The organism is Saprospira grandis, assembly GCF_027594745.1.
GTDB lineage: Bacteria > Bacteroidota > Bacteroidia > Chitinophagales > Saprospiraceae > Saprospira > Saprospira grandis.
Window position 1 is genome coordinate 1244669 of sequence record NZ_CP110854.1, and the last position, 18840, is coordinate 1263508.

18 protein-coding genes and 2 tRNA genes are annotated in these 18840 nt (G+C 45.9%); 3 read left to right on the top strand and 17 right to left on the bottom strand.

Annotation, left to right across the window (positions count from 1 at the left end):
- Positions 1 to 5: 5 nt before the first annotated feature.
- Positions 6 to 1475 (top strand): OmpA family protein, encoded by a 1470-nt coding sequence (locus tag OP864_RS04850; RefSeq protein WP_270100165.1) that lies wholly within the window; start codon positions 6 to 8, stop codon positions 1473 to 1475.
- 274 nt (positions 1476 to 1749) lie between these two features.
- Here the strand turns inward: OP864_RS04850 and OP864_RS04855 are convergent, their stop codons facing one another.
- The 7 genes from OP864_RS04855 to OP864_RS04885 all read right to left on the bottom strand — a co-directional run bounded on the left by OP864_RS04855 (position 1750) and on the right by OP864_RS04885 (position 8036).
- On the bottom strand, positions 1750 to 2196 hold the full coding sequence (locus OP864_RS04855; protein WP_270100166.1) for an Hsp20/alpha crystallin family protein: 447 nt from the start codon (positions 2194 to 2196) through the stop codon (positions 1750 to 1752).
- Positions 2197 to 2576: 380 nt separating this feature from the next.
- Positions 2577 to 4688 carry a carboxy terminal-processing peptidase gene (locus OP864_RS04860; protein WP_270100167.1) on the bottom strand — a complete coding sequence of 704 codons (2112 nt, stop codon included), beginning with the start codon at positions 4686 to 4688 and terminating at the stop codon, positions 2577 to 2579.
- Between the two features lie 595 nt (positions 4689 to 5283).
- Complete coding sequence (locus OP864_RS04865; protein WP_270100168.1) at positions 5284 to 5901, bottom strand: hypothetical protein; 618 nt, start codon at positions 5899 to 5901, stop codon at positions 5284 to 5286.
- A 98-nt stretch (positions 5902 to 5999) separates the two neighbouring features.
- Positions 6000 to 6542 carry a T9SS type A sorting domain-containing protein gene (locus tag OP864_RS04870; RefSeq protein ID WP_015691656.1) on the bottom strand — a complete coding sequence of 181 codons (543 nt, stop codon included), beginning with the start codon at positions 6540 to 6542 and terminating at the stop codon, positions 6000 to 6002.
- Positions 6543 to 6707: 165 nt separating this feature from the next.
- On the bottom strand, positions 6708 to 7250 hold the full coding sequence (locus OP864_RS04875; RefSeq protein WP_270100169.1) for a hypothetical protein: 543 nt from the start codon (positions 7248 to 7250) through the stop codon (positions 6708 to 6710).
- Between the two features lie 243 nt (positions 7251 to 7493).
- A complete protein-coding gene (locus OP864_RS04880; RefSeq protein WP_270100170.1) occupies positions 7494 to 7799 on the bottom strand; it encodes a T9SS type A sorting domain-containing protein in 306 nt (101 codons plus the stop codon).
- Between the two features lie 24 nt (positions 7800 to 7823).
- Entirely contained in the window at positions 7824 to 8036 is a 213-nt protein-coding gene (locus OP864_RS04885) for a hypothetical protein (RefSeq protein WP_270100171.1), read from the bottom strand.
- A gap of 123 nt (positions 8037 to 8159) precedes the next feature.
- On the opposite strand from OP864_RS04885, the gene OP864_RS04890 reads away from it, so the two are divergent.
- Positions 8160 to 8474 (top strand): DUF3467 domain-containing protein, encoded by a 315-nt coding sequence (locus OP864_RS04890; protein ID WP_270100172.1) that lies wholly within the window; start codon positions 8160 to 8162, stop codon positions 8472 to 8474.
- Positions 8475 to 8724: 250 nt separating this feature from the next.
- Here the strand turns inward: OP864_RS04890 and OP864_RS04895 are convergent, their stop codons facing one another.
- The 5 genes from OP864_RS04895 to tsaE form a co-directional block, all read right to left on the bottom strand.
- On the bottom strand, positions 8725 to 10560 hold the full coding sequence (locus OP864_RS04895) for a putative porin (RefSeq protein WP_270100173.1): 1836 nt from the start codon (positions 10558 to 10560) through the stop codon (positions 8725 to 8727).
- An 83-nt stretch (positions 10561 to 10643) separates the two neighbouring features.
- Positions 10644 to 10970 carry an HU family DNA-binding protein gene (locus OP864_RS04900; protein WP_015691662.1) on the bottom strand — a complete coding sequence of 109 codons (327 nt, stop codon included), beginning with the start codon at positions 10968 to 10970 and terminating at the stop codon, positions 10644 to 10646.
- A gap of 443 nt (positions 10971 to 11413) precedes the next feature.
- Positions 11414 to 11485: transfer RNA gene (locus OP864_RS04905), tRNA-Gln, on the bottom strand.
- A 48-nt stretch (positions 11486 to 11533) separates the two neighbouring features.
- Positions 11534 to 11605: transfer RNA gene (locus tag OP864_RS04910), tRNA-Gln, on the bottom strand.
- Between the two features lie 50 nt (positions 11606 to 11655).
- On the bottom strand, positions 11656 to 12087 hold the full coding sequence (gene tsaE / locus OP864_RS04915; RefSeq protein ID WP_270100174.1) for a tRNA (adenosine(37)-N6)-threonylcarbamoyltransferase complex ATPase subunit type 1 TsaE: 432 nt from the start codon (positions 12085 to 12087) through the stop codon (positions 11656 to 11658).
- Between the two features lie 51 nt (positions 12088 to 12138).
- On the opposite strand from tsaE, the gene OP864_RS04920 reads away from it, so the two are divergent.
- Positions 12139 to 12927 (top strand): hypothetical protein, encoded by a 789-nt coding sequence (locus tag OP864_RS04920; protein WP_270100175.1) that lies wholly within the window; start codon positions 12139 to 12141, stop codon positions 12925 to 12927.
- Positions 12928 to 13501: 574 nt separating this feature from the next.
- Here OP864_RS04920 and OP864_RS04925 read toward each other — a convergent pair.
- The 5 genes from OP864_RS04925 to OP864_RS04945 form a co-directional block, all read right to left on the bottom strand.
- Positions 13502 to 14188: a TetR/AcrR family transcriptional regulator gene (locus OP864_RS04925; protein ID WP_270100176.1), complete on the bottom strand. Its 687-nt coding sequence runs from the start codon at positions 14186 to 14188 to the stop codon at positions 13502 to 13504.
- A gap of 116 nt (positions 14189 to 14304) precedes the next feature.
- Positions 14305 to 15900, bottom strand: coding sequence for a SulP family inorganic anion transporter (locus OP864_RS04930; protein ID WP_432423428.1), 1596 nt, complete (start codon positions 15898 to 15900; stop codon positions 14305 to 14307).
- A gap of 352 nt (positions 15901 to 16252) precedes the next feature.
- Positions 16253 to 16732 (bottom strand): hypothetical protein, encoded by a 480-nt coding sequence (locus tag OP864_RS04935; RefSeq protein ID WP_270100178.1) that lies wholly within the window; start codon positions 16730 to 16732, stop codon positions 16253 to 16255.
- Between the two features lie 206 nt (positions 16733 to 16938).
- Entirely contained in the window at positions 16939 to 17811 is an 873-nt protein-coding gene (locus OP864_RS04940) for a protoglobin domain-containing protein (RefSeq protein WP_270100179.1), read from the bottom strand.
- A gap of 6 nt (positions 17812 to 17817) precedes the next feature.
- Positions 17818 to 18801, bottom strand: a complete 984-nt coding sequence (locus OP864_RS04945) for a DUF6976 family protein (RefSeq protein WP_270100180.1) — start codon at positions 18799 to 18801, stop codon at positions 17818 to 17820.
- Between the last annotated feature and the right edge of the window lie 39 nt (positions 18802 to 18840).

The window sequence follows — 18840 nt, forward strand, 5'->3', positions numbered from 1 at the left end:
AAATAATGAAACAGCTATTTTGTCTGCTCGTTTTTTTGGGAGCCAGTCTTTTTGCTGAAAGTTGGGCCCAGACAAACTCTTGTCAAACGGTAGAACTCTATCTTTATGCCAAAGATAACAGCGGCTTGATTGCAGATGCAAATATTCGCTTTTGGCGGCCTGCCGATAGCCTGAGCTACCGCCTAAAAACGGATTCTCTGGGCCGTTGTCGGGCTTGTTTGCCCTTGGCCCAAAAGGAGTATCAGGTCCAAATTCAACACAAAATTTTTTCTAGCCAAACTTTTTCGCTCCAACTCGATGGTAGCGATAGTACGATCTATAAAAAAGTAGGCCTAGACCGTCTGCCTGGCTATTTGCTCGAGCTTAGTATTACCGAGTTTTTGCAGGGACGAGGCGATAGCCTAGCCGCTGGCGAATATAGCCTAGAGGGTGTCACAATCGAAATCTATAATAAAACGCAGTATAAGCAGGAGCTCCGCCTAGTAGAACACCCCCATCACGAAATTTCTTTTTTGATGGAGCAGGGCAATGAGTACATTTTTATGCTCCGCAAACAGGGCTATTATAGCAAGCGCATGCGGGCCAATGTGAATGTTAATGATTGCATTTTGTGCATGGAGGGCTTTGGAGAGCTTACGCCTGGGGTGGCCGAATCGCTCACGCAGGACAACAGCATGGGCACTTTGGTCAGCAATGTGAATTTGAGGCCCTTGGCTGTGGGCGAAAAAATGAAGTTGGACAATATTTACTATGATTATGGGAGCTCGCAAATTCGGCCCGAGAGCTATGCCACCCTCGACCAATTGGCCGAGATGATGCGCGACAACCCCAATGTTTATATGGAACTTTCGGCCCATACCGATTGCCGAGGGAGCAAGGCCTTTAATTTGGAGCTTTCGCAGAATCGAGCCAATAATGTGGTCCAATATATTCAAGAACGCCTCCCCAATGGGGCCGATCGGGTTAAGGCGCAGGGCTATGGCGAGTCTAAACCCCTCAATTCTTGTGTCGATGGCATTAGCTGTAGCGAGGAGTTGCACCAACAAAATAGACGAACCGAGCTGTTGGTCCTCGATGTGGTCGATGATGAGGATTATATCAACCGCCCGCTGGCCTCCATCATGCAAGAAGAGCTGGAGTCCGAGATTTTGGCCGCCAATAATAGCTCTTACTTTAAAGAAAAGGACCCCAGCCAGCAAAAAGCGCAACAAAAGCCCACGATTCCCGGCCCAATTCCCCCCAATTATAGTGGCTACAAAATTGAGCTGAGTCGCAGCCAAGAGAGTCCGGCCCTAGACCACCCTATTTTCATGGCCTTTTCAACTGTTTTTCTAGACATTGACGAGCAGGGATTTATCAGTTTTATGGTGGGCGACTACTCTTCTGAGGAGGAGGTCAATAAGGCCCTAGATAAGTTTCGTTCACGTTTTTCTAAGGCCAAGGCAGTTTATTATAAACTGGGAATTCGACAATAATTTTTTGGGGCTGCCCCTCGCTTCGCTCGGGTCGGGCTATGTCGCAGCTCGCTGCTCGCTCGGCCCTGCGCTTTTTTCGCTACGCTCAAAAGCTGGGTCTGGCCTGCGGCCACTGCTATCTATCCCTCAGCCTGCGGCGGCTCTGCCGCCTGTCCACCGCAATTGGGCCAAAAAAAGCCGAGCCTGCTCAAAGCAGACTCGACTTCACTTAATAACCCTAAAACCTTAACCTTTGGCTTAAATTGACTTAAGCCTCTGGAAAACCAAAAAACTCTTACTGAACCTGAATACTGATTTTCTCTTTTTTAGGCTCCTGCTTTTTAGGAACCTCTAGTTGGAGAATGCCATTTTCATAGCTAGCAGTAATACTTTCTAAGTCGTATTTATTAGATAAACGGAGCTTGCGCTCAAAGGTTGTAAAGGCAAACTCTCTTCGTCTAACTTTAACATTTTCAGGCAGTTCCTTAACATTTCTATTGGCTGAGATATGCAGAAGGTCCTTCTCTAGCTCCAATTTAAAATCTTCTTTTTGGAAGCCTGGAGCCGCTAGTTCTAGCAAAAGGCCAGCTTCTGTCTCAAAAACATTGAGCATAGGTTGCTGATGGGCTTGGTCTTGACCAAAAAACTGTTGTAGGGGTTCTTGCTTGAGCAGTTGCTCTAGCTCTTTACCAAATTCATTGAAGGGGAAACCAAAGAAGTGATTTGCTTTTGCGTTTTTCATAGCTCTATTATTTTTCTTACTCTTTTACTATTTAAGCTGGCCTTGGGCCAGTATGTCTATCGAAGCTTCATCCTTGATTAGACAAGTTTGGGACCAAGGGCCAAAAGAAGAAAAATAACTGTCAAAATGGCAAAAATACAAAGGGAATACTGACAAAATGTCAAAAACGGTAGTTTTGAGCTGTCATTTTGGTCCAATTGCGGTTTTACAGGGCGCGCAGCGCCCGCAGGCCTAGCGATGTGCAGCAGTGGCCGTCAGGCCAGACCAAGGCGCTCTAAGCGCCGCAGGGCCGAGCGAATAGCGAGCTGCGGAACGTAGCGCCCGCCGAAGGCGGGAGGCCCCAAAAAAAATCCCCTCTCTAAACGAAAGGGGATCTAGTTTTACTTTTTCAGTTTCATATAATCCTTAAGGATAAAGGCGACCTCTTCGAGGTAAGCGTCTTTTTCTAAGCCAGCATGCCATTTCTCAAAGCTTTTGGCCTTCACGCTATCGAGAGCGATTTGTTCCTTATCGGCCTTGAGGTTATAGATAGAAAAGTCCTCAATTTTGGGCATCATATCCTTATACTGCTCGGCCTCCTTATCGGTTTTGGCCTGATGGGCCTCGTAATCTTCTAGCTGAAGCGGATAAACGGTTTCGCTTTGTTGTTTTTCCAGCCATTTTCCGTGCTCTTCTAGCAACTGGAAAGTTTTGCTTTTTGCTTGGCGTTTTGCGCTTTTGCTTTGCAATTTGGGCAAAGCCTTCATTTTCTTTTTATGATAATTGGCCGGATCAATTTCGGACCAAGCCATGGGATAATCCTCGTCTTTTTCGCCTACTTTGAGGTAGCTATAGCTACCGGGCAGCACGATATCGGGTTCTACCCCTTTGAGCTGGGTAGAGCCGCCATTGATGCGATAGAACTTTTGAATTGTAATTTTGAGGCTACCGAGTGCGCCCAAATCTTTGTAGCGAGGCGGCACCACCGCATCTAGATCCATAAAGCGCTGCACAGTTCCCTTACCAAAAGTAGAGGGGCTCGTGCCGACAATAATGGCGCGGCCATAGTCCTGCAAAGCGGCCGCCATAATCTCGGAAGCCGAGGCAGAATAGGCATTTACGAGAATAATGAGGGGCCCTTTATAGAGGGCGCCGGCCTCTTTATCTTCTAGCACATAGGGGCGATTATCGCGGCTTTTGACCTGTACCACGGGGCCACGGTCAATAAATAGGCCGGTCATTTTGACCACATCAGAGAGCGATCCGCCGCCATTAAAGCGCAGGTCGATAACGATACCATCAATATTTTCTTGGAGTAATTTGCGTACCTCCGCTTCTACATCTGTGGCGCAACGGCGGCCATTAGGATCTTGGAAATCTGCATAAAAGCTACGCAGATCAATAAGGCCCATTTTCACGCCGGCCTTTTTGTGTTCTACGATAGCCGATTTGGCGTAACTTTCTTCTAGGACCACCACATCACGGATGATTGGAATCACCTTAGTTTCGCCACTTGTTTTCTTGACCGTTAGGCGCACCTCGGTGCCTTTTTTGCCTCGGATCATGGGCAAAACGTCATCAATGCGCATATCGACTACATTGACGGCCTCTTCATTGCCTTGGGCCACCTTAATAATTTTGTCATTCACCTCTAGCTCGCCCTGTTTCCAAGAGGCTGAGCCGGGCACAATATTCACCACCTTAATGTAGCCATCTTCTTGGCGAAGTTGGGCACCGATTCCCTCTAATTTGCCCGACATACGGATATTAAAGTTCTCTTTTTCGAGTGGGGGAAAATAGCCAGAGTGTGGTTCGTGGGCATTGGCAAAGGCATTGACATAATTGGCAATACGGTCGTCACGGCTATCTTTCTTGATATTTTCTGACCATTCTCGGTAGCTTTTGAGCAGCTTTTCGCGCTCCTCTTTTTCTATTTCCTCAAAGGTTTTGATGCTATCGACTTCCTCGCCTTTTTCTTGAGCTTTTTCTTGTCGCTCGAGGCGGTCATGCACACGGCCAAGGACCTGTAATTTGAGGTAATCGTACCAGCGGGCTTTTAGTTCTTCGGGATCCTTAAGGAACTCTAATTTTTCGCCATCCATAAAGCGAAAGGGTTGGGCCAAAATGTCTTCATAATAGCCTTCTACCTGCTTAATTCTTTCGTCAAAGGTATTATTGACCAGATTAAAAAAGCTAAAATCGCCAGCTTGGGCGGCATCATCGAGTTTAAATTTAAAGTCTTCAAACTTTTTGACATCATCGGCCAAGAAAAAGCGCTTATTGAGATCCATCCGCTTGAGGTAAAGGGTATAGACCTTTTCAGAAAACTCATCATTGATGGCTTCTGGCGCATAATGGTTGTAGCGCATACTTTGGAGCACCACTTCGAGCAGCAATTCTTCTCGGTTAGAGAGGTCGCCACTAATTTGGGGTTGATTATCTTGCCCTTGCTGCCAGCGGAAGGCAATAAGTAGGCTACAAGCGGCAGTAATTAAGAGGAGTTTACGGATCATAACTATAGTTCTGTTGATTAAGCGGAGGGCAAAAAAGAAGATAGCGTATTTTTGTTAAAATTTGCAGTTTCTAGATTTGATTGGGCCGTAAAATAGGGCCATTCATTTTGCTTTAACAAATTTTAATACGCTAGAACGATATTTTTAGTTGATTTCTTAGAAAAATTTGGGCCAAATCAATTTTGCCTTAGGCAAAAGCCTTTTTATTTCTTTGTGAGTTTTTTTTGGGGCTGCCCCGCCCTGCGGGCGGGTCGGGCTATGTCGCAGCTCGCAGGTCTGCTCGGCCCTGCGCTTTTTTCGCTTCGCTCAAAAAGCTGGGTCTGGCCTTCGGCCACTGCTATCTATCCCTCAGCCAGATTTAATTGCACTGCTTTGGCTATAGTTTGCTATGAATTTTTGGCTAGACCAGCTATTTTTTAAGGGCATAGCCTTCGCTATGGCCGAGAAAAATAGGGCCGACTAGCGGAAAATTGCTGCAAACTATAAAAGTGAGTGCATTTAAATTTGGCTATGGCCTGCGGCCCTTTGGGCCTGCTAAACGCAAAAGCCCCAATTTGCTAAAGCAAATTGGGGCTTGGGCCAGGGGGGCTCGGTCTTACTGTATGGCTTCATTAAGGACTTGAAGGCGTTGAGACACTTCTTGTCCGGCCTCATTATAGAGGCGGAAAATATAGTAGCCATCTTCAAAAGTTTTGAGATTGATGGCCTTATAATTATTACCTGGAGTCAGTTGCATTTTATTTTGGGCCACTAATTCTAGGCTTTGGGCCTCATAAATTTCAAAGTCGAGCTCTTGAGCTTCTTGGGCTTTCACGCCAAAGAGGAAATAGCCTTCTTGCACGGGTTCTGGCGACATACTAAGCGTCACGGGCAATTCCTTTTGTTTATTTTCGGCCCCCATCAGGCTAGCGAGCAGCCGTTGGCTAAAGGCGGCATCGCCTGCGCTTCGGTCGGCGGGAGCTAAGGCCTCGATAGGTTCTTTAAAGAGCTCGGCGGGAACTTGGTCTTCTACTTTACTAATGGGCAGGCTTTCAAATTTTTCTACAACCAATGTCTTTACGTCAAGTTTACCTCTTTGGGCAGACTCGGTAATAATCGTTTCGGTTTTAATGGCAGTAGCAGCACTATCTTCTGCATTTTCGCAGTCACATTGGCAGCCATAGGCCAAAAAAGCCATTGTGGCAGAAAGGTAAATTGCTTTTTTAAACATCATTTTAATTTTAGGGCCAATAATCGGTTAAAAAAAAGAGCGTACTGTATGTACAGCCGCTCTTTTCAAATATTTTGTTTAGGCAAAAAACGGCCTAAAAATTAGTCACGTTTGATCACGACTGTATTAGTCATTTCTTTACCAGCCTCGTCTTTTAGCTTGAAGAAATACTTACCTTCTTCTAGGCTAGTTACATTGAGGGCTTTGTAATTGTGACCTTGGTTGAGGCTAAACTTGTTGTTGGCGGCTAGTTCGAAACCTTCTTCATCGTACATCTCGAACATAACATCTTTAGCTTCTTCTGCTTTGAGGCCAAAAACGAACATATCGTCTACGGCTTTATCTTCCATAGTGAGTTCGATACCAGCAAGTTGGTCTTCTTTTTCGGCAGACATCAAAGAGCTGTGGATATCGTTTACTGCATCTTCGCTTTGCTTAGCGTTTGCTTTTTTGGCTTCTACAACGAAAACGTCTTCAGCAGTGATCGCTACATCTGCACCTTGGAACTGAACAGTTTGTACACCACGAGTGCTATTTACGTTCTTGATATTTACGGCAGTAGCAGCTTGTTGGCTATCAGAGCCACAAGAGCCCATAGTGAATAGTACGGCGGCAGCGAGGAGGAAGCTTGACAACTTTTTCATAAGAGGTGGTTTTAATGTGATAGTAAATAATAGGTTTTGGCTTTTAGGGCCAGTTGTTTTGGGGTGTATGGCGGTTAAAACAATGGGGTTTAATCCGCTCTATGTATGTTTATGGCAAAAGTACTGACTTTGTTACCTTTAAATCGGTTTTTTTTTCATTTTTTTTCAGACTTCCACTAAACCTAAATAGATTATTTCTATAGAATTGGCCACAAGTAAGATATAGGGGCCAGACTCTAGGCTAGCTGTAGGAATGAGCAGATTTGTTTTTCCTTTGGGCAGTGCGGTAGTTTCTTTAGCTAGGCGATTAAAGCCGTCTTGGTCAAAAAACTGAAACTCTAGGTCCATGTCTTCGGTGGTTGCTAGCTCTAGGTAGAGGTAATCATTACCTTCTTTTTTGTAGGCTAGTTGAATAGGGCTTTCATTGAGTTGGTCGGCCTTAGCGAGTAGTTCTCTAAACTGTGCTTGGCTTTTGCTCGATAGGCTTCCCTTGCCTCTTAAAAAGAGTTTAACTTCCTTGAGTTCCCGATCAACGGTTGTTAAGTGTTGAAGCTCTGGGAAATCAGAAAAGTAGACCTGTTGCCCTCTGACACTACTATCTGCCTGCAAGCCTTCAATATTGACTTCTGGCCTAGGGGCGGCCCCTGGTCCACAAGCGCTGACCAAAAGAAGCAGGACAAAATAAATAATGCGATGTTTTAGACACATTGGGAGTGATATTTATAGACAAATTGTCTGTCGGTGAGAAGTATAATTCAGTTGTTAGACAGTTGCTTAGCTTCTGTAGCTGATTTAGAGAGGAGATTTTCTTTTTCAGGTCACCGAATAACACTTCTTAGGGAGATCAATATAAGCATATTTAACGAGCCTTTAAGGTATTTTATCACAAAAAAGGACAGCTTTTCAAGAGGCTGTCCTTTTAGTGGTTCATAGGCTTATATTCTAGCTAAACTACTCTCTTTCAATAGAAAACATTTGGTTTAGCTCGGCGCCGGCTTGGTTTTTCAGTTTGAAGTAATAAGTTCCTTCTTTGAGGCTACTTACTTTGATGGCTTTATAGTTTTTGCCTTCAGTTACTTCAATGCTATTATTGGCGGCCAATTCAAATCCTTCCTCATCATACATTTCAAAGGTTAGATTTTCTTCGGTAGTTGATTCTAGGGAGAAGGCAAAAATATCATTTACGGGACCTTCGGCCATAGTCATTTTAACGTCTAGTTTCTGTGCTTCATTTTCGGCTTTGGCCAAAGAGCGCATAATGCCCGTAACGGCTTCTTCATTTTACTTATCCTTAGCTTTTAGGATAATCATATCCTCGGCGGGGATGCTCACGGCATCGCCGGCAATGCTAAACTTTTGTGCGCCGCGGGTTTCTTCTAGATTGATGGTTCCCGTCATGCTACTTCCTGCTTTTTTGGCTAGGTCGTCGCCACAGCTACTGAGGCTAAAAAGAATCATGGCGCTAAAGAGGAAAAGTAAATTGAGTTTCTTCATGGTTGGTGCGATTTAAAAGTTGCTTTTTATAATTTTTCTATTGATTTTGCTATCTTATTTGGGTTGGCCTTTGGGCTCAACCGTTTAATATTTTACTATTTTCTGGTCCTAATATCAAAAATAATGCAAAACCAAGATAAACAAGAACTTAATATTCAGATTTCTGAAGAAGTAGCCGATGGCATTTATTCTAACTTGGCCATCATCAGTCATTCTCCGGATGAGGTGGTTTTAGATTTTGTTCGTTTGGTCCCTAACATTGATCATGCTCGGGTAAAGTCTAGAGTATTAATGAGTCCACATCATGCCAAGCGTTTATTGGCGGCTTTATCGGATAATTTGCAGCGTTATGAGCAAGAGTTTGGTCCGATTCAAGACCCTAGAAACAGCAGCCGCAATAGCAGTTTGTCTTATTCTGGACCTAAGGGGCAAGCTTAAATTAATGCCGCCCAAAATCAAGCCAAAAGCCCTTTTAAGGGCTTTTTTTTATGGCCCTAAGGATATTTTTTAGATAAGGCGGCCAAGCCGCCGCAGAGGAGCGCAGCGACTTGGCTGAGGGGCTGTAGCAGGGCCGCCGAAGGCGGCAGACCGAACAGGCGCAGCCTGTGAAGGGCCGAGCAGACCTGCGAGCTGCGCAATGGCCCGACCCAAGGCCGAAGGCCGCAGGGGCAGCCCCAAAAAAAGCGCATTAATCAAATAATCTCCAAAGAACTGAGAGTCGGAGCCAGTTATTGGCCTCGGCATATTGGTAGCTACTAAAGTAGTTTTGGTTTTCCCAGAAGTAGCTAATATTTTGATAATTGAGGCCAATTCGGAAGCGGTAGACCTTGAGGACGGCAAAGGCGTCTAGTTGGGGATAGAACTGCAAAAGTTGTTGATCTTGCAGATAAAATTGGTTCCAAGTTGGGGCATAGGCTTGGGCGTAGAAGGCCGTTTGGTAGCGCAGGCGGAAGCCCAATTGCCAGCTTGCGTTTCGGAAATATTTGCCTTTAAAGTAGAGTTTTTGTTGAACTTGGCCTTGGGGTAATGGCCAGTATTTTTCCTCTCCGACTTGTAGCTGCCCAACTAGGCGAGTGTCGGAGTAAAAGCCTTTGTAGTGGAAGCTTTGTTGGAGCTCGGCTTGCAGCAAGCTTAGGCTACTATTGAGTTGTTCGCTTTGGCCATTGAAGTTGTAGATAATAGGATTTTGGCGGAGGAAATACTGGGCTTTGAGGCTTCCCTCCTGCCCTTTCCAGCTTAGGCCAAGGCCGAGATTGGCTTCTTGGCTTTGGCCAAAGTCATTGTTCCAGATTTCTTGGCCAGAGAGATAGGCTTTTTGTTCTAAAAAGCTGGGGCGAAACTGCTGTATTTGTCCCCAAACTGCTGCCGCTAGCCTTTTAGACAAAGGACGTTCATAGCGCAGTTTGAGCTGATAATCTAGGGCTTGCTCTCCAAATAAAACTTGGCCTGAGGCGCTTAGATTTTGACCTTGATAATTGGCTCCTGCAAAAAGGCTATTGAGCTGTTCTAGGGGCAGGGGTTCTTGTGTAACGGCCTGAAACCGATGGCCCAAAAAGAGCTTTATATCGGCGAGTTGATAGCTCAATTGATTTTGAATCAGCTGTTGTTGCATGGCCATTCTCAGGCCTCGGTTATTGACCTGAAGTGGGCCGTAGAAGCTACTATCTGCGGCTAGATTATTATCAAAAAACTTAAATCGTTCTTGTTGGTAATGCAGTTGGTGCTCCCAGTTTTTCCAGTTTTGGCGATAAAGCAGTTCCAAAAAGCGATTTTCCTGTCGGGGCGAATCATTGTCGCCTTCATTGAGGCTAGTTTCGGCAGTTTCTAAAAAATCATTGCTCAGGCCTTGCAAAACACTATCTTGCAGGCCTCCATTTTCGCTTTGATTTTGGCTAGAAGAGACCACAAACAGGCTCCCCTTATAGTTGGCTTTTTGGTAGTGAAGCTGCAGGCCGAGGTCTCGATGTTGGCTAGCGAGGCTATTAAAATAGCCTCTTTGGCTCAGCACGCTATACTGGATGCCGTAATAGAGTTGTTTATTGTATTGCTGGGCCAATTCGGCTTTGAGGGCCAGATTTTTCAGATTAATTTGGCTGTAATAAAGGTTGGTCAGGGCCTTCCCACCTTCTACCTCATAGATGCGGAGTTGGTTGGGGCGCAGGCGGTAGCGGTCCAGATGTTCTGCAGCGCCTAGGCGGGGGCCTAATTCTTTTTCTTCATACTGCCAAGTTTTGGCAAAAACGGGCGTTCCCCAATGGCCCAGATTCCCGTAGTTTTGGGTCCAACTTTCTTGCGCCCAGCCCCAGGCAAAATCATGCATATAATGGAGGCTAGTATCCAGTTTGGCCCATTTGTTTTCGCTTAGGGCATAGCGCCATTTTATTTTCAGGCTATCGCCTAATTTCTGAAAGCGTTCGGCTTCTGTGGTGGCGGGCAGGCTATCTCGTTGTAGGCTATCTACAGGCGTTTGGGCCCAGCTACTGTTTGCCCAAAGGAGCAAAACAGCCAAAAGAACAATTCGCATAGAGCTTTAATTTTTGCGCAAAAAAAAGCCATGGACCCAAAGAGTCGATGGCTTTTTATCAGAACTTAGAAAGAAAAAGCAACTTACTTCTTCTTCTTCTTGTCAGCAGCAGCTTTAAGGCTAGTGCGTAGATCTTTGTTATCTACAGTACCAGCAAGCTCTTTACCTGCTTTAAACTTTACAGTTACCTTGTCGCTGATTTGGATTTCCTTCTGCGTAGAGGGGTTGATTCCTTTACGGGCAGCACGGTAATTCACATCAAAAGTACCAAAACCAACCAAAGTGATTTTTTGGCCTGCTTTCAAAGTGTCAGCAATAGTTTCTAGGGTAGCGTTCAAGGCTGCAGCAGCATCAGCTTTTTTCAAGCCAGCAGCTTCTGCAATTTTGTCGATCAAATCTCCTTTGTTCATAGTTAAATTCTAGATTATCCAAATGATACAGTAATTCTTGCGCCCTAAAAAGCTAGCTTGGGGTAGTTTGAATAGGCAGGGGGGCTCTGTATCTAGGGCTTCTTACTGTTCTTCAAACCAATGGTCGAAGGTCTAGCTTTCGGCGCTTACAAATTTATGTCCTTTTGTAGCATTTCCAAACATTTACCCAAAAAAAGCAAATAAAGGCCCTAAAAAAGGCCATTTTAATACTGTTTTGGGGCCTCCGCAGCAAAGCTGCGGCGCTGCGCTTCGGAGCTCGCAGGTCTGCTCGGCCGTTCGGCGGCTTTGCCGCCTCCGTCTGGCCCTGCGGGCCACCCCTCCACATCGCTAGGCCAAAAAAGGCCTGCGGCCCAAAGCGGCTCCGCCGCCAAAAGGACCCGCCTAAAATAGCAACAGCCAGTCAGAAATCTGACTGGCTGTTGTTGGCCTACTAGGACTCGAACCTAGAATGACAGAACCAAAATCTGCTGTGTTACCAATTACACCATAGGCCAATAAAATCTTTGCTACTTATAGGAGCCAAACTCTCCTTTGAGAAGTTGTTGGCCCACTAGGACTCGAACCTAGAATGACAGAACCAAAATCTGCTGTGTTACCAATTACACCATGGGCCAATTCCGTAGCGGCACAAATATAAGAAGGAAAATTAAACCGCCAAAACTTTTTACATTTTTTCTAAAAAAATTTGTCGTTTTCCTTCTTCTTGGACCAAGATCCGCAAATGCAGCGCATTTTCGGCTAGCAAAGGTAGCAAAATTTCTGGCCATTCTACAAAAAAGTAGTGTTCATCTTCCAAGTAGTCTTCTATACCAATTTCTAGGGCTTCTTCTAGGCTATCTAGGCGGTAGAGATCTGCATGGCGGACGAGCAAAGGGCTGCCTTGCAAGCCATATTCATTAATGAGGCTATAGCTAGGGCTGCTCCCCTCTTCTTGGCCCCCTAAGGCTTGCAGTAAATAATGGACCAGAGTGGTTTTTCCGGCTCCCATAGGCGCATCTAAAAAAACTTTGCGGTAAGTTTGCAGCGGTCCAGCTACTAATTCTTGGGCCACAGCTGCCAATTCGGCCAAATTGTTTACCGTATAATCTGCTTGCATAATGAATTTAATTTCTGCAAAATTAGTCCAGTTTTTTGGGCTTCCCAAAAAATGGGCGCTGCCCTGCTTCTTTTTGGCCTTTTTTTTACGGCCTGCAAAAGCAGCAGTCCCCTAGCCTACCTACAAGCCCCGCCCCAAGCAAAAATGCAAATTGATGGACAAAGCGAGGATTGGCCCGAAGGCCTACAGCGGCTAAGAGAAAAAATCAATATTCAGTATGCGGCCAAAGAAGACGAAGAGTTTCTCTACCTATATATACGTATAGATGAGGCCAGCTACCAACACTATGTTTTGGCCAATGGGGCTCAAATCTGGATAGACAGCCTAGGCAAAGACAAAAAAAGCTTAGGCCTCAATTATCCCTTGCCCTTGGCCACTAGCCGCCTAGAAGAATTGGCCCAAAAAGCTGGCGCAGATGAGGCCAAATTTCTGGCCCTCTACGCCCAAGAACTACAAGAGTTTGAACTCCTCAACTTTGTCTCTAAAGATATTCGCGTAAGCAATTTGGCCTCTAAGGATTTTAAAACTGCCGCCCATTTTGATGCCGGCAAACGCCTTTGTCTAGAGTTTCAACTGCCCAAAAATCGCCTAGGTCTAGCTCCTAAACAAAAAACGCCTTTTTCCCTAGGCTTTTTTGTCCGAGCGGCCAAAGCCTCTCCCTTTGAGCAGGCAGAACAGGCCGGCAGCCTCTTCGATGAACAAGATCCTCAGAATGGAGTGACTAGCAGTAACCCCATGCTAGGCGGTAGAAGTCAACAAATGAATAGAAATAATAGCTTGTCTATTTCCCCTAAAAGCAACTTACCAAAAATTTGGACCCGACTTAGCCCCAAAGAATAAGATGTTGTAACAATTAAACAGTTATTCAACTTTTGTGACAGGAAATTTATTCAGCGTATTTTAACAGTGAATAGCCTTAAATTGGCTTTTTGGCCTACTTTTTTTCTTCCCCATCTCTATTGATTTTTAATAACCCAAGGCAGAAAAACAAATATAAAAACCTAATAACTAATTAGTTAAAAGGTAACCTAATTAAAAATCAGAGACATAGGTAAAATGCCTAAAAAAGAGCAATAGGCCTTTTTCTGAGTCGCAAACAAACAAAAAAATTCATATTTGTAACACACAAACAGCTACTAGCTTAGCTTGCTAACTAGGAAACTGTTTGGGGTAAATAATGGGGATTTTTATAAGCATCAAACTTGGGGGAGTTTGATGCTTTTTTTTGGTCCATTTTGCGGTGGACAGGCGGCGAAGCCGCCGCAAGCGAGCGAAGCGAAGCGGCTGAGGGGCTGTAGCAGGGCCGCCGAAGGCGGCAGACCAAAGCCCGCAGGGCTGCAGGGCCGAGCAAGCCTGCGAGCTGCGCAATGGCCCGACCCAAGGCCGAAGGCCGCAGGGGCAGCCCCAAAACCTTCTATTCTGGAATAGGATGATCCAGCATTTTAAAGGTAAAGAATTCGAGCATATTGACCACTGCGTCTAGGCGGCCTTGCTCTACAGAAACATCGGTAATAGAGGGAAAATGCTCGGCAAAATAGATGTGGTCGCTAGCCATTTCGATCAGGCTAGAGGCCAGGGTATTGGGGTAGGGAAAATCTGGCTTAACCGCCTGAATGGCGTCTGCGATCACCTTAGACAGGGTTTTATAATTGAGGAAAAGGCCTTCTTTATTTTCATCATCGACCTCCTTGGTATGATAAGCCTTAATGCCCTCGGCCACCACAATGCGGTGCAGGCGGTTTTCGTCTACATATTCTACCGCTGGATTGGTTTGGGAAGAAGTGACCAGAGTAGACAAAATAATTTTGAGTCGCTTGGCGGGGCAATCGATATTCATGCTATTATAATCAATCTGGAACATGGTCCATTCCCAGTACCAGCAGACCAAATAGAGCAGCAATTTGTGCTTATTTTCAAAGTAGCGATAGACCGAAGCCTCCGTTGACTGTATTTTGCAAGCCAGCTTTTTAAAGGTAAATTTCTCGAAACCCAGTTCCTCGATCAGGATAATGGCATACTCGATAATTTTTCGGCCCAGTTTAGTTTGCTGCGGGTCGCGCAGATAGAGGTTTTCGTTGAGTTGAATATGAATAGCAATCATATGCGATTGTTGAGCAGTGGTTCTAGAGCAGTATAAGGGGCAAAGATAGGCTTAAAAAAAGAAAAAACCCTTTTGCAGCTACGCAAAAGGGCCTTATCCAAATAGCTAAGGGAAAATTAGCTGGTCGTTTCTTGCGGTTGTATCCGCTTGAGTTCGGCCAAGGTTTCCCCTTCCCTATCCAGCCCCAGCCATTTCCATTTGATTTCTTTGAATTTGGCATAATCCTTAAAACTTTCAAAGATATCTAAGATGTCGGGGTCAATATATTCGGTTCGGCTAGCATCAATAATCAAATTGGTTTGATTGGGGAGGCTAGATAAATATTCTTTTAGCGCACTTTTATTGAGGAAAGAGAGATCTTCTGAGAGCGTCAGCTGAATCCTATTTCCCTCCTTAGTTTCGACAAAAGGCAGGCGATAGTTATTGCGCAAGATATAGAAAATGGCCACCGCCATCCCAATCATAATTCCAATGAGCAAATCGCTGAGCAAGATGGCTATAATAGTAACTAAAAAGGGAACAAACTGTTTGTAGCCTTGCTGCCAGATCTGCTTAAATACCGTTGGGTTGGCCAATTTATAGCCCACCATCACCAAAATAGCGGCTAAGCTAGCCAGCGGAATCAGGTTGAGCAGAAAGGGAATAGTCAACACCGCCAAAAGCAGAAAAACCCCATGTAAAAATGCCGCCGTTTTTGAGCGTCCGCCCGACTGAATATTGGCCGAAGAGCGCACAATAACCTGCGTGACGGGCAACCCACCTAGCAAACCGGCAGCAATATTCCCCATGCCCTGCGCCTTGAGCTCCTGATTGAGGTTGGTGGTCCGTTTATGTGGATCCAACTTATCGGTTGCTTCGGCACAAAGCAAAGACTCCATACTGCCCACAATGGCCAAGGTGATGGCCGTAGTATAAACGGCTGGATTAAAGAGCTCGGCAAAATTGGGAAACTTCATTTCAGCAGAAAAGGCCGCCCAAGAATCAAAAATGGGCAGACTAACCAGATGCTCTGAGGCAATTTCTAATTGTGGAATCCCTTTAAAGCTCAAATTCAGTACAATGCCTGAAAAAACCGCCACCAAAGGTCCTTGAATCCACAAGGCCCAAGGCTGCTTTTTAACGATATCTTGTTGCCAAATAATGAGAATGATAAAGGCGACCAAAGCCGCTACGGCAGGTCCCCAGTTTACATTCAGCCCCTCAAAAACATCGGTAAATGCCTTAAAAATCTCGCTAAAAGTGGTCTCTCCATCGGGCTGCAGATAGGCCATCTCGCCCTCGGGGTCCTTATCGTCTCCTAAGGCATGTGGAATTTGCTTGAGGATAATGATGAGCCCAATGCCCGACAACATCCCTTTTATGACCGAAGAAGGAAAAAAGTAACCGATACTTCCCGCCTTCAAAAAGCCCAAAAGAAGCTGTAAAAGGCCAGAAATAACCACCGCCAGCAAAAAGGTCTCAAAACTTCCCAACTGCTCAATTGCGCTGATGACAATAGCCACCAATCCCGCAGCCGGACCGCTAACGCCTAGAGATGAATTGGAAAAAAGCGTGACCACAATACCGCCCACAATGCCAGCAATAACGCCAGACAAAAGAGAGGTACCAGAGGCCAAGGCAATACCTAGGCATAGAGGAACGGCTACCAAAAAAACGACAATGGCCGCAGGTAGATCGTTCTTCAAGTGCTTGAAAGTAAGCGGGGCTTTCATAGACTCAAATAGAATGTAGAACACATTTAGGCGCTAAGCTAACTGCATCCAAGGGTAAATAAGTTGGTTCAATGATAGCAATACTATCAAGCACAAAGGTAATCAACTTAAATTAGTTAGTTTTCCTTTTTTTTTATTTTTTTAATGATTTTTTGGGGCTGCCCCTCCCTGCGGTCGGGTCGGGCTGTGTCGCAGCTCGCTATTCGCTCGGCCCTGCGCCGCCTAAGGCGGCTGGGTCTGGCCTTCGGCCACTGCTATCCATCCCTCAGCCTGCGGCCCTTTGGGCCTGCTAGACCTAAAAAAGGCCCAAAACCTTAAGGTTTTGGGCCTTTTGGGCCAGAAAGCATTCTCTTTATTCTTCTTTTAGGCTAAAGCTCCCCATAAAAGCCTCTATTTCTTTTGGGCCAACTTCTTGGGGTTGTTTGTTCACAATCAGCAATTGATAGACCTTATCCTCTTTACGATAGAGCTCATAAACGGCGGCGGCATCAAAGCCGAGCAGGGTATATCGTTTAGACTTTTGGGGCCAGGGCCCTTCTTCTCTTTGGATACTTAGGGGTTTTAGGCGGAGAGCGGCGCCTAGAAGCAGGGCTTCAAAAAGGCTATCGCTGCTTAGGGCTTGTTGTTCTTTGCTTAACTGCATGCAAGCCGCCTGATACTCCCAGATAGAGTCGGGACTTTTATAGAAATAGGCTTCTACATCCTTTTGCAGGACACTATCGGCGGGAGCGGGAAACTGCAGGCTATATTGGCCCAATTTGGCGTGGACCTTCTGGCCCTTTTGGCAGGCAAAAAGGCTAAGCAGCAGGACCAAAAAGATAAAAATTCTCATGATTGATTTTGGGCCAAAAGTAAGCTTTTTTTTGGAGATTGGGGGCGGCGAAGCCGCCCCGGCCGCAGGCCGAATGGCCCAGCGCTGCGGAGGGGTGGCCGTAGGCCAGACCAAAGGCAGGCTTTGCCTGCCTGCAGGGCCGAACAGGCCTGTGAGCCCCGCAGCATAGCGGCGGCCGCCCCAAAATAAAGGGCGGCCGCGGGCCCCTAAAAAATACTTTGATTCGTGAGTCGAAGGGCTGCACGGAGGGCATTCAGCATATTTCCATGCGTTTGAATTTCTTGAATATCTAGGCCAATATCGACAATCGTTTGGGCCACATTGCCAGAAATGCCAGAGAGCATCGCTTGGCAGCCCATGAGTTTGGCCGCCTTGCTCATCTTAATCAGGGCGTTGGCCACCTCGCTATCCATAACGGCGATACCGCGAATATCGAGAATAAACACCTTGGCGCTTTTTTCCGCAATTTCCTCGAGCATAGCGTGCATAACCTGTTGGGCGCGTTCGCTATCCAGAAAGCCCACCAAAGGCAGCAGCAGGATGCCCTCCCAAAGCGGGGTAATCGGCGTAGACATAGAAGAAAGCGTTTCCTCCTTTTCTCGGAGCAACTCATCTTTGGCCGAGCTATAGCCATCGGTGAGCGTAGAGATGGCGATGCCCGTAAACTTTCGGTAAGTTTTGAGCAGATTCAGGCTGAGCAGGCCATGTTCTTCTAATAGATCTTGGACCTCTTGATGATAATAATTGAGGAAAGCCAGATAGGCATCGAAGGGGATGCCCACGCTGGCGAAGACCTGTCCAAAAAAGCGTTGGCGTTCGATATACTCATCATCGGCTTGGCCAGAGAGCAAATCATCCCAAAAAATGTCCTCACTATCTCGGATTGCCTGCAAGACATCTTCGGTATAATAAGTTAGAAAGAAAGGGTGATTTTGCAGCCAATCATAGAAGCGTTGATAGAGTTCATCTTTTTGATCATAAATTTTTTGGCCTGCTTGGGCAAGTTCCTCTAGCTCTTCATCTTGGAGGAAAAAGAGCGCTTGATAGTAGGGCCAATTTTTTTCGTTAGGATCAATCATCTGTACTTAATAGTTTTGGATATGCAAGAGGACCAGCGTTTGGTTGAGCAGCATATAGCCGACCTCTCCAAAGGTAAAGGGTCCTTCATAATTGCCTAGCTGTTCGCCATCTAATTTAAAGTTCAGATAATTCACGATACAGTTGCAGGCTGTAATTGCGGGGGAGTTAGGCATTTCTTTGCGGAAAGCCTGGGGGCTATAATCTACTGCTTGGGCCAAATGGTAGACCTGATCTACAGAAACGGGGGCATAAAAATAGACCCTATCTTCCTCTATTCGTTGAATAGTGGTGTTAATCAGGGCTCCAGAATAGTCTGAAATCAGGGGCAGGCTTCCGTCTATGCCCTTTGCCTTACAATAGTGGGCAAAATTTTGTTTTTCGCCATTGATCAGGGCTTCAGTAGCTTGAAAATCGGTTGATAAGAACTGAATATCATCGCCTTTGCCTTCTTCGTAGGGGTTATAAATTTCAATTTCGGCATATTGGCTTTCGGGCAATTCGACATGCATGAGGACCGCCCGATTCTTCATTTTTTCTGCTTTTGGGCCATAATAGGCGGCGGGCAGATGGCTGGGGTCGGCCTCTAGTTGTCGGCCAGTGATCCAGCCTAGAATAGGTTGGTCGTAGAGCGTATCGTATTGGCCAATTTCTAGGGCATAAGCCTTATGCACCTCTGAAAAAGCGGGCAGTGCGATATAGCTAAAGCCATTTTCGGGCCGATCGGCCAGTAATTGTTCCAGCTCTTGGGCCGAGTAACTTTTAATTTCGGCTTTTAGGGCCAGATCGCTCAGATTAGAGACAAAAAGGCGGTTAAGATCTTTTTGCGCCCCTTCATTGCTCATAAAGTAGGGGGTGGTTCCGCCCAGCCATTGGCCGGCGGGCAATTGGTCCAGTAAGCTTTGGCTGCCTGCGATTAGCAGCAATTGGCCGGATTCAATAAGCGCTTGGGTTTCTTTTAGGGAGAGCAGTTGGTTTTGAAGCTTAGCCATATCGTTCTGTTATTAAGTTAGGAAATGGCCCGTTGTGTT